Source organism: Bacteroidota bacterium (assembly GCA_018698135.1).
In the GTDB taxonomy this organism is placed as follows: Bacteria; Bacteroidota; Bacteroidia; order CAILMK01; family JAAYUY01; genus JABINZ01.
On the sequence record JABINZ010000006.1, the window covers coordinates 1 to 17,084 of the forward strand.

A 17,084-nucleotide genomic window follows, 5' to 3' on the forward strand; every position below is an offset into this window, starting at 1 on the left:
GATGTTTTTTTTGAATCCAAAATGTTTTTCAAGAACAGTACCGGTGTATGGAAGAGAATCGCCATTCAGGTAAAAGATACAATTCACAGACTTAGATGTATCAAATTCAGACCAATCATGATGTTGGCCATAAGCCAGTGTGTTACAGAATAAGAAGAATATGAGTAACCTTATCATTTGCAAAATTAAACGTTTGATCTACCTCTTTATATAGCCTCTCATTACTCCACGGTCAGACTTTCTGATAAAGCTTAAAATATCATCCCTTTCCTGCGTTACTTTAAATTCTGTTTCAATGATTTCCATGGCTTGAGTAGTGTTATAACCACGAATATATAATATCCTATAAATGTCTTGTATCTCATTTATTTTCTTCGCAGAAAAACCTCTTCGTCTTAATCCTATGGAGTTAATACCTACATACGAAAGTGGTTCACGTGCAGCTTTGGTAAAGGGCGGAATATCTTTTCTGATTAAAGAACCACCTGATATCATGGTATGTGCACCAATACTGACAAATTGATGAACGGCACTGAGTCCACCTACGATTGCGTACTCACCAATAGTGACATGACCCGCTAAATTTACTACATTAGCCAGAATCGCATTTCTTTCAACTACACAATCGTGAGCCACATGTACATAAGCCATAAGGAGCGCATTGTCATGAATCTCTGTCTGCCTTCTGTCTACAGTTCCCCGATTAATTGTGCAATACTCCCTGATGGTTACATTATTTCCAATTACGGTTAATGAATCCTCACCACTGAATTTTAAATCCTGAGGAATGGCTGAAATAACACTACCTGGAAAGATGCGGCAGTTTTTACCAATACGGGCTCCTTCCATGATGGTCACATGCGGACCAATCCAGGTTCCTTCATCAATTTCAACATTGTTATGAATACTGACAAATGGCTCGACTACTACATTTTGTGCAACTTTTGCACCTGGGTGAACATAGGATAAGGGTTGATGCATATTAAGTATTTTTAACTATTGATGCCATCAAATCGGCTTCTACAACTAATTTGTTTCCAACAAAAGCTTGTCCTTTCATAACGCAAATTCCTCTACGAACAGCTTGGGTTAACTCGCATTTCATTACCAAGGTATCACCAGGAAGAACTTTATCTTTAAACTTGGCATTGTCAATTTTCATAAAATAGGTAGAATAATTTTCAGGATCAGGCACATTTGATAATATCAATACACCTCCACATTGTGCTAAAGCCTCTATCATCAGAACGCCCGGCATAACAGGATCTCCAGGAAAATGCCCCCTGAAAAACGATTCATCGTAGGTTACATTTTTAATACCTGTTACATGCTTATCAGTCAGGTCAATAATTTTGTCAACGAATAAAAATGGATGACGGTGTGGGAGTATTTTTTCAATCTCCACAGTATTGAAAACAGGCTTTGCATTAGGATCATATTGGGGAGCATTATTCTTGTTTTGCTTTTTGCTCAATGCAATTGCTTTCTTAATTTTTTTGGCAAATTCAATATTTGTGGTGTGACCACAACGTGCTGCCATAATCTGTGCTTTTATGGGCATGCCAACCAAAGCCAAATCACCTATTAAATCAAGCAATTTGTGTCGAGCCGGTTCGTTGTGATGGTGTAATTCCAAATTATTTAAAATTCCACCTTCTTCAACACGCAGTTCGTTTTTTTGCTTGTTGAACATTTTGGCCAATTTTTCCAGTTCTTCATCAGGAACAAATCTGTCAACCACTACAATCGCATTATCGACATCTCCTCCTTTGATTAAATTATTATTAAACATACTCTCAATTTCGTGCAAAAGACAGAATGTTCTACAATTGGCAATTTCTGATTCAAATTCTTGCATTTGAGTAATAGAAGCATGCTGACTACCTAAGATTGGAGAGTTATAATCGATCATAACAGTGGCACGAAAGCTATCCAATGGCATGGCAATCATTTCAGTATCACTATCCTTATTTGAATAATAAACATTTGAGCTTATTTCAAAATATTCCCTATCGGCTAACTGCTCTTTGATACCTGCATCATGTAAAGCTTTCACAAAATGCAAGGCAGAACCATCCATAATGGGCACTTCAGGTCCATCCAATTCAATTAAAACATTGTCGATGCTTAAGCCAGCCAATGAAGCTAAACAATGTTCAACTGTGCCAACTTCTACCCCATTTTTGGCTAATTTTGTTCCTCTATCAGTGCTTACCACCAAATCTACATCAGCCTCAATAATAGGCTTATCTTCCAAATCTACACGTTGAAATTTATATCCATGATTTTCAGGAGCTGGATTAAACGTTAAATTTACTCGTTGACCTGTATGTAAGCCAACACCTGATATACTTACTGCTCTGGTTATTGTTCTTTGTTTAAGTTCCATGCTATTTTTTGACTATCTTTTGTAATTCTTCTATTTCTTTTTCTTGTTTTACAATCTTCTGATACAATGCTGGTAGTTTCTTTAAAATTGCAAATAAACGCAAAGTATCTTTAACAGGCATTAGGGGGACGCCAAACCACTTTCCGTTTTTTTCTTCGATGCTAGCACCTACACCACTTTTTGCACCAAACTGATTGCCATCAGCTATTTCAATGTGTCCGGCAAATCCGACCTGACCACCAACCAATACATGTTTTCCTAATTTGGTAGAACCGGATATTCCTGTTTGTGAGGCAATCACTGTATTTTCTCCTATTTCCACATTATGAGCTACCTGTATTTGGTTATCGAGCTTTACGCCACTATGAATGATAGTAGCTTCCATGGTTGCTCTGTCAATGGTTGTATTGGCACCAATTTCAACATGGTCATGAATAATAACCTTACCAACCTGAGGCACTTTTTTATAACTTCCATCAGCCTGTGGAAAATGGCCAAAACCATCGCTTCCAATTACAGCTCCCGAATGAATCAGGCAGTCCTTTCCTATTTTACAATGATGATAAATCTTCACGCCTGCATATAACACAGTATTATCGCCAATGACAACACCATCTCCAATAAAACAATTGGGATAAATTTTCGCATTTTTTCCAATTATAGCATTGGAACTGATATAGGAAAATGCACCCAGATAAATGTCTTCTTTCAGTTCAACATTTTTACCAATAAATACAGGTTCTTCGATTCCCTTTTTGTGCACATTGTGATTGTACTTTTCGAGTAATTCAATGAGGCATTTATAAACATCCTTTACCCGAATAAGTATTGTATCGACATTTTGCTCCGGAACAAAATCCTTATTTACCAATACAGCTGTAGCTTCAGTGCTGGAAAAGGAAGGCTGATATTTTGCCAAGTGCAGGAATGATAAACCACCCGATTTTGCATCTTCCAAAGTGGATATATGATTAATTTCAATGGATTGATCAACACTTTTGTCGATTTCGCCACCTGTTAGTTCAGCAATTTCTGCCAGTGATATTTTCATTTCAGTTTATTCTGTTAATTTTTGGGATAGCAAAAGTAAAATCGCTGCATGGGTTTAATTAATAAAGATTGATTAAAACCACTTGAATTTGAACTGATATCAGCAATACTTCCATCTCCCATTAATACATTGATTTTTTCACCAAAAGTATCATACATTGTATTTTGCAAGCTTTCTGAAAATACAAAATAGCTGGCTTCTTCTTCAGTAATATGCAATTGGTCGATAACAGTTTTTTTTCGCTCGTTTATCTGCTCCATACTGAATGGCGTTTTTGCCAACTCAATTTTCAAAAGTTTACGATTAATAATATTATGGCTAAGTGTTGCTAAAACAATATCGGAATGATGTATCCAGCCTTTAATTGCTTGTAAAATATCTGTATCATCCAGATCAGCAAATTTATCTAAAACTTTAGGATTTTCGAAGTCATCCAACTGCATGTTATTATAGAGGAAAAATTTCAAACTTGCACTGGCCACCAAATCCTCACCTGCTTTAGCTAAATAACGAGCTCTTTCCAGCACCCTAACCAGCATCATCTCGGCTGATACTACAGTTTTGTGAAGGTAAACCTGCCAATACATGGACCTGCGAGCCAATAAAAAGTTTTCGAGCGAATAAAGTCCTTTGGATTCAAAAACCAATTCATCATTTTGCACATTCATCATTCTGATCAGCCTTTCTGATCCAATCATTCCCTCAGGCACACCTGCATAAAAACTATCTCTACGTAAATAATCAAGTCGGTCAATATCCAATTGACTGGATATGAGCTGATAAAAAAACTTTCGGGGATATTTGTTCTGAAATATTTGTATGGCCAATTCAAGTTTTCCATTAAAAATTGAATTGAACTTCTTCAAAAAAAGCAAGGATAATTGCTCGTGATCGACATCTTCGACCAAAGTATGTTCCAAAGCATGCGAAAAAGGGCCATGTCCTATATCATGCAATAAAATAGCAATTAATACGGCTTGTTGTTCTTTTGCAGATATTTCAACCCCTTTAAGTTTAAGAATTTCTAAAGTTTCTGATAATAACTGAAAAGCACCCAACGTATGTTGAAATCGTGTGTGGGTGGCACCCGAAAAAACCAGCTCAGTTAAGCCCAATTGCTTGATTCGCCTCAGTCTTTGAAAATTAGGATGATCAATTATATCCAATAATAAAGGATCAGATAAGCTGATAAAACCAGCAACCGCATCATTAAGTATTTTAATCTTCATCGACTTGAAATAAATCCTTAATATTTTTGTTAGTGATAAGGAACGGGTTTAATTGTAAAACAAATATGAACAAAATTAAAATACTTTGGGCGGATGATGAAATTGACTTGCTGAAACCGCATATTATTTTCCTGGAACAAAAAGGCTACGAGATAGTAGCAGTTACCAGTGGAAATGATGCGATCGAAGAAGCTCAAACGCAAGATTTCAACATTATTTTTCTGGATGAAAAAATGCCAGGTATTAGTGGATTAGAGGCATTGATTGCCATTAAAAAATTCTTACCCGATATTCCCATAGTGATGGTAACCAAAACCGAAGATGAATTTGTGATGGATGATGCCATTGGCTCACAAATATCCGATTACTTGATTAAACCGGTAAATCCGAAACAACTTTGGTTAACAGTTAAAAAACATGTTGATACAAAAAGACTGGTTAGCGAAAAGATTACCAGCCTCTACCAGCAGGATTTCAGGGAGTTATCCATGATGCTGAATGATAATTTAGGGACAGAAGCCTGGAAAGAATTGTATAAAGAAATTGTTCGATGGGAACTTGAATTGGAAAAATCTCAGGACAGCAATATGAAAGACATATTAGTCAATCAAAAAGCAGATGCAAATAATAAGTTTTTCAAATTTGTTCAGGAAAATTACAAAAATTGGATACAAGATCCCGATAGTGCACCTTTAATGTCGAATAAATTAATGGTTCGAAAAGCACTTCCATTGGTTAACAAGGGAAAACCTGTGTATTTTATTTTGATTGATAATTTTAGATTCGATCAATGGAAAATGATTCAACCCCTGATGACTGATAAATTCAAGCTCATTGATGAAGATATGTATTACAGCATTTTACCAACAGCAACCAATTATGCTCGAAATGCAATTTTTTCCGGATTTATGCCTTCGGAAATCGACAAAAACTATCCGGGTAAATGGATTTATGATGAAGAAAAAGGATCTAAAAATCAGCATGAAGAAGCCTATATAGTTGATTATTTAAAACGATTACGCAAAATAGCCAAAGTATCCTACAATAAAATCACATCATTGGAGGCTGGTAAAAGACTACCGGAAACCGTTCGAAACACAAATGCATACTTGAATGTAATTGTATATAATTTCATTGATCTGCTTTCACATGTTCGGACTGAAATGGAAATAATTAAAGAACTGGCTGAAGATGAAACAGCTTATCGATCTTTAACCTATTCCTGGTTTAAACATTCACATCTTTATGAAGCATTAACAGAAATTGCCAATACCGATTGCTATGTAGTATTAACAACCGATCATGGCTCAATTCGGGTTAAGCGACCATCTAAAGTAGTGGGCGACAGAAATACAACCGCCAACCTAAGGTTCAAGCAGGGTAAAAATCTGAATTTTAATCCGAAAGAAGTTTTATATGTTAAAAATCCGATTGATATAAAATTGCCTCAACCTTCATTGAGTTCCTCCTTTATTTTTGCTCCTGAAGATTATTATTTTATTTATCCAAACAATTACAACCAATTTGCAAATTTCTTCGAAAATACCTTCCAACATGGAGGTGTATCGATGGAAGAAATGCTTATTCCCATAATTATTTTTGAAAATAAGTAAGCTTTAGTGAATTATGAATAATAAATGGACTTGTAACTCTGTGGATGAATTGCCTGCTTTAGCCAGTCAGATTATTAATACGTGCAAATCAAGTAAAATTGCATTGTATGGCGAAATGGGTGCAGGAAAAACAACCCTAATCAAAGAAATTTGTAAGCAGTTGGGCATTCATGAGATAGTTGATAGCCCAACCTATACCATATTAAATGAGTATCAGGGAAAAGTAAAAGTAAATCACTTTGACTTTTACAGACTAAAGAAAGTCGAGGAATTATATGAATTGGGCTATGAAGAGTACTTTTTTTCGGATGATTATGTTTTGATTGAATGGCCCGAGAAAATAGAGGAATTATTGCCTGATCATTTTATGAAGTTATCAATCACAGTTGACGAAAACAATATTCGAGCTTACTGCTGTTTATAATTCAGAATACGGGTTTATGAGTGATTATTGTTCGTATCTTGACCCTGCGCACGTTATTAATCACTCATGAACTACCAACACCTTTTGATAAAAGCTTCTACCCTGTTGTTCTAAAAGCAGAAAATAACTTCCTGATGCTAATTTTGAGGTATTGAAAGTAATCTCAGATATTCCTTTTTGAACAATTGAACAATTCACTTTCTTTCCCATTAAATCGAATAGGTGATATGAACATGCTGCTGATTGTCCATCCTCTATCCTGACTGTTAAATAATCGTCACACGGATTAGGAAATAGTGAAACAGTTTGTTCAATGATGTCTATACCCGAAGCTGCAAGAAGATTTACTTCTTTTCTTACCTCAATGGGATCAATGTCATTATTGATATATACAGAAACTACAATATCATAAGTAGCTACAGGAATATTATTGGTGTTCCAAAAACATAAAACATCATCAGCTACTAAATTGGTTAAACTGTCAGCCACCAATAGCCTGATTGTTGGACTTGCCAGATTAATAGCTTCCACTCGATAATAACGAATAAACGATGGATTAAATGGCCCATTGAAATGGTTAATGGTTCCATGAATTGGAACAATTGAATTCGAATGCTGGTTCTTAAAGGAGTCGATAAATACTTCCAACACAAAAGAAGTATCCAGTGCTTCAATGACACCATTTCTTTTGGTATTTGCAAAAAGGGCAATGGAGCTATGAGCAAAGGTGGCCGGCAACCACTTATAATCAATTTCTGATTCAGCAAGTATCGTTAAACTGGATCCGCTGGTTAATAGCTGCGCTTCAATTTCAGTAGCAAACAAATTTAATTGACCACTCTCTGCACCCAAATAACCTCCACTCCCATCACAAATGGAAGCTACAGTGCTAACAATTCCCTGATCAAATGCCAAAGCTTCACCAAATAAACAGCCCTCAATTTGCAAATTAGTTTGTTTCACTGCATAAAAATTCCAAGTCAGAATATCTGTGTTTACAAGCCTAAGGCTTCGATCTGAATAAGTAAACGTATCATCTTCATAAAATTGATTGTTGATTAAACCGGTGATTTTCTCTGATTTTCCGTGGTCGAAAAACATTCCAAATGTTCGCATAAGTGAGTTCTTGATTGTTAAATCAGAACCTGCCTGCTGTATAACTCCCCATTTAATATTTGAGGTGCTATCAATGGACATAGAATATGTAATATCCTCTAAACCACTAACTGAAGAGTTGAAATCCAGCTTTTGTATATAATTCCCCAGAGGAAATGTAATGCTTGAAGTTTGTTGATCGGAAAAATACAACCAGAAAATAAAATCACTTGAATTGCGAATATTGATAGAACAGGAATCTGCCACCAAAAACTCCCAGGCATTGCTGGTGTTCTTTACATCCAAGCTCGATTGATTATGCATAGAAATCGTTACCGATTGTAAGAATTCATTGTTTTGTAGAATAAAGGAGGACTGATTCAGAAAAATACCGGATAACAAACCTTTGCCAAAACTAATCGTTGAATTTGTCCATTTTACTTTTGCATTATGAATGCCTGCAACACTATGTTGGTAGCGGTAATCCATAGGAACAATAAATTCAGACGAATCAATTTCAAACAGGCTATTATGCAATGCCATCACATTTCCTTTCAGTGTAAATACGGCCCTGTTCACTTTAAATTCTGCCTGATTTAGAAGTATTATTCCTCCATTGATAGTACAATTCACATCTTTTTGAACGATAAGTTGTCCTTTGTTTAATACCAATACATTCCCATTTATTGTTGTATCCTTATCAAGGATAAAGACTTCAGAAGAATCAAAAAAGCCAACAATTAAAGCATATTCGTCATCCCTATACACAGGTGATTTAATCTCATTGACCTTATCATTAATTTCATAATGTAGTTTAAAATGCTCATATTTTGACACATTGGTTTGAGCAGATGCAAAATGAAAAGCCATTGATAGCAACAGTATAAAAGAAATCTTTTTCATCATACAGTATTTTATAGTGGTTCGAAAATAAGTGTTCAATTACTCTCTTTCGCCTAAAGTTATTAACGAAATCTTTTAAGAATACTGAATATCAACAAGTGATGACTTCATGATCTTTTTCATCTAACTTTGATTTTCAAATCTGATTTTATCAATAAAAATAACTATGAAGATCCAACAAGGAATAGAAATTACCCTACTCCTGAATAGAACACTCTCTTTTTACTATCACCCATTCCTCATTTTTTTGTAACTTCAATTTCCTTTTTATTCCTCTAAAACTGACGTATGAGCAAGATTAAAAAAGATGATTTTTATGGACTGGCTAAGGAGGCAACCACACAGCCCAAAGAAGTGCTCTTAAAAAAAGATCCTGATCAATCATCGTTTTCCCTAGGCATTCCAAAAGAAGATAATTTGAACGAACACCGTGTACCCATCACTCCTTCGGCTGTGAAAATGTTAGTGTATCATGGTTTTGAAATAATGATTGAAAGTGGTGCAGGTATAGCTTCGCGATACAGCGACAACGAATACAGTGAAGCAGGCGCACAAATTACCAGCGATAAAAACGAAGTTTATCAGGCAGATATATTACTAAAAATTGCCTTTCCAAAAGTGGATGAAATAAAGTTAATGAAAAAGGGGCAACTTTTAATATCAGCCCTTAATCATCCACATCTCGAAGCAGAATATCTGCGAGCATTTATGGATAAGAAAATCACTGCTTTAGCCTTTGAAAACATCAAGGATAATTCGGGGATTTTACCCATTATTCATTCCATGAGTGAAATAGCAGGTAAAGCTGCAGTTTTCATTGCTGCCGAATATCTAGCTGGGAAACAAGGAAGCGGTTTACTTTTTGGAGGAATTACTGGAGTTCCCTCTGTCAAAGCTATTATATTAGGAGCAGGAACAGTTGGTCAGTTTGCTGCCAGAACATCACAAGCTTTGGGTGCTGAGGTCAAAGTATTTGATAATTCCCTTTACAAATTACGCAGACTGCGCACATTCAACTCCCAACATGTATTTAATTCCATTATCGAACAGGACATACTTTCAAAAGAGTTATTACAAGCCGATGTGGTTATAGGCGCATTACGCCCCTATAATGGGCGAACACCTTGTGTTGTTACAGAAGATATGGTGATGAGTATGAAAGAAAATTCTGTTTTAATTGATGTGAGCATTGATCAAGGTGGTTGTTTCGAAACGTCCAAAGTCACTAGCCTGAATAAACCAACTTTTGTTCGACATGGAGTTACACACTATTGTGTTCCAAACATACCCTCCATTGTGCCCACAACAGCTAGCATGGCACTAAGTAATATTTTAGCCCCTATTTTAACAGAATTAAGCGAAAGCAATACAATAGATAATTATTTATGGGAATTACCTTTCGCCCGTCACGGGATTTATATGTACAAAGGCATACTCACAAATTCGTATTTAGGACAGGTATTTAATTTAAACAGTAAGGCCATCGACATATTGCTTACGTCTAATTTATAGTGCTTGAACGAACTGTTTTTCTTTCTATTATCTGATAGAAAAATTTCCTAAATCCCTATTATTCTTATAAATTCGCGACTCATTATAATGAAAAGACAATCATTTTAAAAATTAACTTCAAATGAAAAAATTATTACTATTATTTGTACTTGCTGCCTTTATGGCCAATGCTCAAAACGTACCTTCTCCGAAGGATTACAATGGAGATGTTAAAAACGTTAAAGTTTTTAATGTCAAAGACTTGAACCAAGACAATATTCCACAATATTCAATAGTACATAAGCCAGCAGAAGCTGCTGATTATAAATTGAATGCTTCGAATAGTCGTTATGACAGAACATTGGTAGGTCGTAGTCAATATGGTTTACAAACCAACTCATCAATAGCACGAAGAACTGTATTATATGATGATGGTAAAATATCCACTGTATTTACAACATCACCCGATGTAAACCCTTGGAACACAAGAGGAACCGGTTATAACCATTTCGATGGAAACAACTGGATGGGTGCTATTGAAGACAGATTGGAAACATTCCGTTCAGGTTGGCCAAATATTGTATTTTTTGATGATGGAGCAAGTGTAAAAGAATATGTTGTTTCACATTATGCAGAAGCAGGTGGCGGATCAGGTGGTTATTCCCTCAATGTAAACGAAGGAATTGGATCAACGACATGGACTGAAACATCAAAGGACAAAGGAAGTGGACCTATTTGGGCACGAATCGCACAAAGTGGTGATTTCCTCTATATTATTGGAAATTATAGCGATACCTTAGTCGTAAAAAATGGTGTTAAAAGACCTTTTGTTTACTCCCGTTACAATATTAAAACTGATACTTGGGTAGATGACAAAATTACTTTACCTGGTTATGACGATAGCCGCTATGCTTTCGGTAATGGTGATAATTATGCTATTGATGCCAAAGACAATATTGTTTCAATCGTTGTAGGCCAGCGTATTAACGACATCCTCATGTGGAAATCAGTAGATTATGGAAACTCTTGGGAAATGATTGTTATCGAAGATTTTGAGTTACCTGTTCCACAGTTTTTAGGCGATACAAATGCATTCTGGTATGGTGACGGATCAATGACCGTTATTATTGATGATAACGATGTGAGTCATGTTGCTTATGGTGTGACGGTTGGATTTACGTATGATCCTGCTGCTGACCATGGTACTTTCTGGTATACAGGAACATCTAATGGTATCATGTATTTTAATGACATTGCAGTTCTTGACTCTGCCATGGTTTATGATACATTTTATAAAGATACAACCGTATATCGTTTATGGGTAGATGGAGCCATTGCACCAATGATTGCCTATATGACTGACACTTCATGGAATTATAAATTCAATACAATTGATAGTACAGTAACAAAAATGGCAAAATCAGCCATTACAGTTACAACTTATGACGATATCAATAATCCATTTACACCTACAACAGTAACTGCATGGCCAGCATATTTTGTTTACTTATGGGATACGATGACCGGCTTACCTACTGATTCTACATTAGTCATTCCTGATAAAGTAGTGGTTCTTGACTCATTTGTTGTTGAAGTAGTTGATTATGTAAGTGGCCGTTGGGAAACATTCAATGCCTATACAAACATGGGCGTTATTCCAACAGCACATGTTTACGATAGAAATCAAAGTGGAGCAACAGAAATTGACAGACCAACATGGGATAGCGATGTTGCTCAGGGTGGTCGCTACGGCTCAACAGCTTTAGTTACAATGCCACACTACACCATCGATGACAATGGAAACATATTTCTCATTTATAGTGCTCCTGTTGAAGAAGCCATTTCTTTAATTAACGGAGAAAACTTCAGAGATGTGTATGTTGTTTATTCAACAAATGGTGGACTTGCCTGGTCAGATCCGCAAAACTTATCTGATAATCCAGAAATGGAAGATGTATTTTGTAATGTTGCCAGAAAGGTAGATGATTACATTCATATTGTTTTCCAGGAAGATGAAGAGCCTGGTACTGAAGTACAAAATCAGGATTTCCCAACCATCAACTACGAGTTTTATATGAAAATACCTGTACAGGACATTTTGAATGATGTCATTGGTCCTGGTGGAGGAGTTGGAGTTGAAGAGAATACAGTAAGTGGAGCCACACTCAAAGGAATTTATCCAAATCCTGTCGCAGTTGAAACAACCATTAGTCTTGATCTCAAATATACTTCTGATGTTCAACTAACTATTTATGATTTAGTAGGAAAAAGTGTATTTAGCCAAAACTTCAAGAATTTAAGTTCAGGTGCTAACTATCTAACAATTCAGCCTTCTTCATTAAAGTCAGGTGCTTATATTTTAAGCATTATTGCTAATGGTGAAAACATTTCAGCTAAATTGATTGTTGAATAATCATAATCAACAAATACAGAAAACCCCGGCCAATTGTCGGGGTTTTTTATTGCTTTCAAATGAGATGGCCTTTATAGGCTTTACTTATCTTTGCAGACGAAATCAATCAAATTATTTACACATGAAACGCGTATTTATTGCTGTTATTCTTCTCTCTCATATCCTGATTACATCAAATATTCAGGCTCAGGAAACAAAAAAAATTGAAGATCGTCCGGTTAAGGATATCACACTTGAAGATGCTTGGGCTTATTTTACTTTTTATCCAAAATTCATTCAAGGATTACGCTCTATGAATGATGGTTTGCATTATAGTGTACAGGATGATGTAGATATCAATAAATACAGTTATGCCAGCGGAGAGCTGGTTGAAACACTTGTTGAAGGCGAAAAACTGGGTATTGAGTTTCAGAGTTATGCTTTTAACAAGGATGAAAATAAAATATTGTTTTCGGCTGAACATCAGGCAATATACCGCCATTCCTATGTAGCTAAATATTATGTGTGGGACATGAAAACAAAAACGCTCACCGATATTTCAAAAAACGGCAAACAAAGTCTGGCTACTTTTTCTCCCGATGGACATAAAGTAGCTTTTGTGAAAGAAAATAATATCTATTATTTCGACTTGAACAGTGGAAAAGAGATTCAACTAACATCAGATGGTGAATTCAACAAAATAATCAATGGAGCACCTGATTGGGTGTATGAGGAAGAATTCAGTTTTTCTAAGGGCTTTTTCTGGTCTCCCGACAATACTTACATTGCCTATATGAAATTTGATGAATCGGCAGTTAAACAATGGTCGATGACCACCTATGGAGAGCTTTACCCTGAGCTTTATCAATATAAATACCCAAAAGCAGGAGAAGATAATTCAATTGTTGATGTATATGTTTATAACATCCTGAACAGCAGTGAAGTAAAAATGGATTTGGGTAAACAAACTGATCAGTATATACCTCGTATTCAATGGACGCAGCAAGCAGGAACACTTTGTATAACACGATTGAATCGGCTTCAAAACAAATTAGAACTTTTATTGGCTGATGCAGCAAGCGGACAAGCAAAGGTTCTTTTAACCGAAGAAAGTAAATATTATGTAGATATAACAGATAATCTCACCTTTTTAAAGGATCAAAAACATTTTGTTTGGACTAGCGAAAAAAGTGGTTTTAACCATATTTATTTATATGAATTGAATGGAAAATTGAAAAATCAAATTACCAAAGGCGAATGGGATGTAGTTAGTTTTCATGGTGTTGATGAAGTAAATGCCTTGGTTTATTATACATCCGCTGAAAGTTCACCCACCCAACGCGATTTGTATGTTATTGGTTTGAATGGAAAATCAAAAAAGAGTATTGGCAAAAAGAATGGAACCAATGATGCTGATTTCAGCAAGTCCTTCAAGTATTTTATCAATACCTGGTCTGATGCCAACACCCCTCCTATTAGCACCCTTTGCAATGCATCTGGGAAAGAGATTCGTGTATTGGAAAACAATGATGACTTGGTTCAGAAAATGAAACCTTATAGGTTTGCCAAGAAAGATTTTTTCAGCTTTACAACATCCGAAAATGTGGAGTTAAATGGATGGATGATCAAACCCTATAATTTCAATAAGAAAAAATCTTACCCAGTGTATATGACCTGTTATGGTGGCCCTGGTGCTAATACGGTAAATAATCGATGGGATTATAACGATATATATTATCAGTTTTTGGCATCTAAAGGATATATTATTGTTTCGGTTGATAACAGAGGAACCGGATACAGAGGTGAAGAGTTTAAAAAATCGACATATTTACAACTTGGAAAACTGGAAACCATCGATCAGATAGAAGCTGGAAAATATTTAGCCAAGCTTCCCTATGTGGATGGTAGCCGTATTGGAATTCAGGGTTGGAGCTTTGGCGGTTATTTGTCATCCTTAGCCTTGCTGAAAGGAAATGATGTGTTTAAAATGGCCATAGCCGTTGCTCCGGTTACGAACTGGAGATATTATGATAATATTTACACCGAAAGATTTTTACGTACACCAGATGAAAATCCCAGTGGATATGATGACAATTCACCTATAAATTTCGTCAAGCAATTAAAGGGAAAATATCTCATTATTCATGGAACCTCTGACGATAATGTGCACATTCAGAATACAATTGAAATGGTTAATGCATTGAATGATGCAAACAAGCAATTCGATATGCATATTTATCCAAATAAAAACCACAGTATTTTTGGTGGTTATACACGCTTTCATCTCTTCAATAAAATGACTTTATTCATTGAAGAAAATTTATAAATAACACTTGTTTAAAATTTAATAAAAATTATGAAAAAATTAGCATTCATGGCAGTTATTATTTGCTGCTCATTTACACTTTTTGCTCAAAACCAGTGGCTATCCGATTGGAAACAATTTACAGCCAGCTATGTGTATGACAGCAAATATTTAGCTGATCAGAAGTTAGGGACCAACTATATTCGTTCTATTGATGTTGATAAAGAAGGTGGCGTTTGGTTTGCTGCCGGAGGAGAAATCAAATTATATTATGGTGGAAAAGTAGTTACCATGAAAAGAAAAGATTTCGGTAACCCTCGCTTAGTTAACCTGATCAAGATTGATAATGAAGGAAACATTTGGGTTGCTACCAATAAAGGCCTTTACAAATTTGATGGAAGCAGTTTTTCCTATGTTCAGGTTCCTGAAATTGAATTAGTGACTGAAATTGCTGTTGACAAAGACAATAAAATATGGGTTGCTGGTTATAATTCAGATGCCATTAATGCCAAAGGTGGTGGAGTATCTGTATTTGACGGAAGCAATTGGGTTAATTATAATACTGAAAACTCAGGTTTGCCCAAAAAGTTTGTTGAAGATATCACATTCGACAAGCAAGGAAATACATGGATGGTTGCCGGAATTCAAGATTATGGAGTCGTAAAGTTTGACGGAAAAGACTGGACACATTATACCAAAGACAACTCTGGCTTACCAACTAATACTGTTCGTGCCATTGAATTCGATAACAACAATATTGCCTGGTTTGGAACCCCAAAAGGACTGGTTAGCTTTAATGGTACCGATTGGGAAAATCATAGTATCAGAGATTTAATGGCGAGTGTTACTTTCGGACTTTTCGAGAAAAGTTTACCAGAACCCGATTTATTATCTCTTGCTGTAGATACAAAAAATACGATTTGGATTGGAACTGATGGAAATGGTGTTCTTGCTTTTGACGGCACTTCAGTTAAAATAATCAATAAAGAAAATTCTCCTCTAACAACTAATTATGTGAGGGATATTGTTGTCGATAATCAAAATCGCAAGTTTTTCCTGACAGGTGTATTTCCTGAAACATGGTTAGACCGCTTTTTTGGAGACAAAGATTATTCACCTGAGAAATTTGGTGGTGTTGTAATGTATAACGAACCTGTTTTTGATCATTTCCCTGAATGGAAAGTGTATAACCGTTTTACCTCTGATATTCCTTCGAGCTATATTAACCAATTTGCGATAGATAAAAACGATGAAATTTGGATGGCAACCAGTGGTTCAGGTATTATGACATATAATGGTGGCGATTGGAAAGAATACCGTGATCCAGGGGCAGGTATGATTGGTGAAATGTTACAACGACTTGCAGTTTCAGATGATGGAAGTGTATTTGCCGGTGCACAATTAAAAGGTTTGTATTATGTGAAAAATGAGCGTTTGGATCAACTAAAAAAAGATGATTTCGGATACAAAAACAAAAATATCACCGGACTAGCCTTTGATGGAGCAGGCAAACTATATATTGCAACTATTATGGGTTTGGATATTTGTGCTAAAGAAGGGGGCTGTGAATTTCATACCAAGAAAACAGGACTTCCTTCCAATAATATCTATTTCACAAAAAAAGATTCAAAAGGTCAAGTTTGGGTAGGAACCACGAAAGGAATTGCCATTTTAAAAGATGGTAGTTGGAAATTCTGGGATAAGAAAACCGGTGGATTGCCAGGTTATGTGTTTGATATGGCTGAAGACAGCAAAGGAAACATTTGGGCAGTTACAGGAAAGGGTTTATTTAAGCTTGAAGGTGACGCTTTTAAAGAGGTTGAGACTTCAGGTGATGTACCTAAATATTTCCTGATAAATTGCATCACCATTACTCCCGATGATAAAATTTGGTTGGGTACCGAAAAAGCTGGTGTTATAAGTTTCGATGGAAACAATTGGGAACAATTTAACAAAGACAACTCTGGTGTTTATTTTGATCGGGTTCAAGATATTGAATCTGACTCGAAAGGTGGATTATGGATTTCATCGATGTTCATTAAAGCATCTACAGTTCCTGATTTCTCAACAGGAACCGCAGGAACACCTGATCCAGGAGCTCCAATTAAAAAGTTAATTGAAGATTTTGATCCTAAAGGAGCATTGATTTATTATCAGACAAAATAAATTTATATTGCACAAAAACAGAAAAA

12 protein-coding genes are annotated in these 17,084 nt (G+C 35.7%); 6 read left to right on the forward strand and 6 right to left on the reverse strand.

Annotated features, from left to right (window positions below; all coding sequences use genetic code 11):
• From HOG71_00365 to HOG71_00385, 5 genes are all read right to left on the reverse strand, one after another.
• The coding region (locus tag HOG71_00365; protein ID MBT5989283.1) for a hypothetical protein at positions 1-177 on the reverse strand (177 nt) is incomplete at its 3' end.
• Positions 178-198: 21 nt separating this feature from the next.
• Positions 199-981, reverse strand: coding sequence for an acyl-ACP--UDP-N-acetylglucosamine O-acyltransferase (gene lpxA / locus HOG71_00370; GenBank protein ID MBT5989284.1), 783 nt, complete (start codon positions 979-981; stop codon positions 199-201).
• Between the two features lies 1 nt (position 982).
• Complete coding sequence (locus HOG71_00375) at positions 983-2,389, reverse strand: bifunctional UDP-3-O-[3-hydroxymyristoyl] N-acetylglucosamine deacetylase/3-hydroxyacyl-ACP dehydratase (GenBank protein ID MBT5989285.1); 1,407 nt, start codon at positions 2,387-2,389, stop codon at positions 983-985.
• A 1-nt stretch (position 2,390) separates the two neighbouring features.
• Complete coding sequence (gene lpxD / locus HOG71_00380; protein ID MBT5989286.1) at positions 2,391-3,440, reverse strand: UDP-3-O-(3-hydroxymyristoyl)glucosamine N-acyltransferase; 1,050 nt, start codon at positions 3,438-3,440, stop codon at positions 2,391-2,393.
• Positions 3,441-3,454: 14 nt separating this feature from the next.
• Positions 3,455-4,669, reverse strand: a complete 1,215-nt coding sequence (locus tag HOG71_00385) for an HD domain-containing protein (protein MBT5989287.1) — start codon at positions 4,667-4,669, stop codon at positions 3,455-3,457.
• Between the two features lie 65 nt (positions 4,670-4,734).
• On the opposite strand from HOG71_00385, the gene HOG71_00390 reads away from it, so the two are divergent.
• Together HOG71_00390 and tsaE are read left to right on the forward strand one after the other, a co-directional pair.
• Positions 4,735-6,282, forward strand: coding sequence for a bifunctional response regulator/alkaline phosphatase family protein (locus tag HOG71_00390; GenBank protein ID MBT5989288.1), 1,548 nt, complete (start codon positions 4,735-4,737; stop codon positions 6,280-6,282).
• A gap of 13 nt (positions 6,283-6,295) precedes the next feature.
• Positions 6,296-6,706: a tRNA (adenosine(37)-N6)-threonylcarbamoyltransferase complex ATPase subunit type 1 TsaE gene (gene tsaE, locus HOG71_00395; GenBank protein ID MBT5989289.1), complete on the forward strand. Its 411-nt coding sequence runs from the start codon at positions 6,296-6,298 to the stop codon at positions 6,704-6,706.
• Between the two features lie 60 nt (positions 6,707-6,766).
• Here tsaE and HOG71_00400 read toward each other — a convergent pair whose 3' ends face one another.
• Positions 6,767-8,704, reverse strand: a complete 1,938-nt coding sequence (locus HOG71_00400) for a T9SS type A sorting domain-containing protein (protein MBT5989290.1) — start codon at positions 8,702-8,704, stop codon at positions 6,767-6,769.
• Between the two features lie 288 nt (positions 8,705-8,992).
• Here HOG71_00400 and HOG71_00405 point away from each other — a divergent pair, with 288 nt between their 5' ends.
• The 4 genes from HOG71_00405 (at position 8,993) to HOG71_00420 (ending at position 17,058) form a co-directional block, all read left to right on the forward strand.
• Positions 8,993-10,216, forward strand: coding sequence for an alanine dehydrogenase (locus HOG71_00405; protein ID MBT5989291.1), 1,224 nt, complete (start codon positions 8,993-8,995; stop codon positions 10,214-10,216).
• Positions 10,217-10,337: 121 nt separating this feature from the next.
• Positions 10,338-12,608 carry a T9SS type A sorting domain-containing protein gene (locus HOG71_00410; protein ID MBT5989292.1) on the forward strand — a complete coding sequence of 757 codons (2,271 nt, stop codon included), beginning with the start codon at positions 10,338-10,340 and terminating at the stop codon, positions 12,606-12,608.
• A 121-nt stretch (positions 12,609-12,729) separates the two neighbouring features.
• The gene (locus HOG71_00415; protein MBT5989293.1) at positions 12,730-14,913 is read left to right on the forward strand and encodes a S9 family peptidase; all 2,184 of its coding nucleotides are present in this window, start codon (positions 12,730-12,732) and stop codon (positions 14,911-14,913) included.
• 30 nt (positions 14,914-14,943) lie between these two features.
• Positions 14,944-17,058: a hypothetical protein gene (locus HOG71_00420; GenBank protein ID MBT5989294.1), complete on the forward strand. Its 2,115-nt coding sequence runs from the start codon at positions 14,944-14,946 to the stop codon at positions 17,056-17,058.
• Positions 17,059-17,084 lie beyond the last annotated feature (26 nt).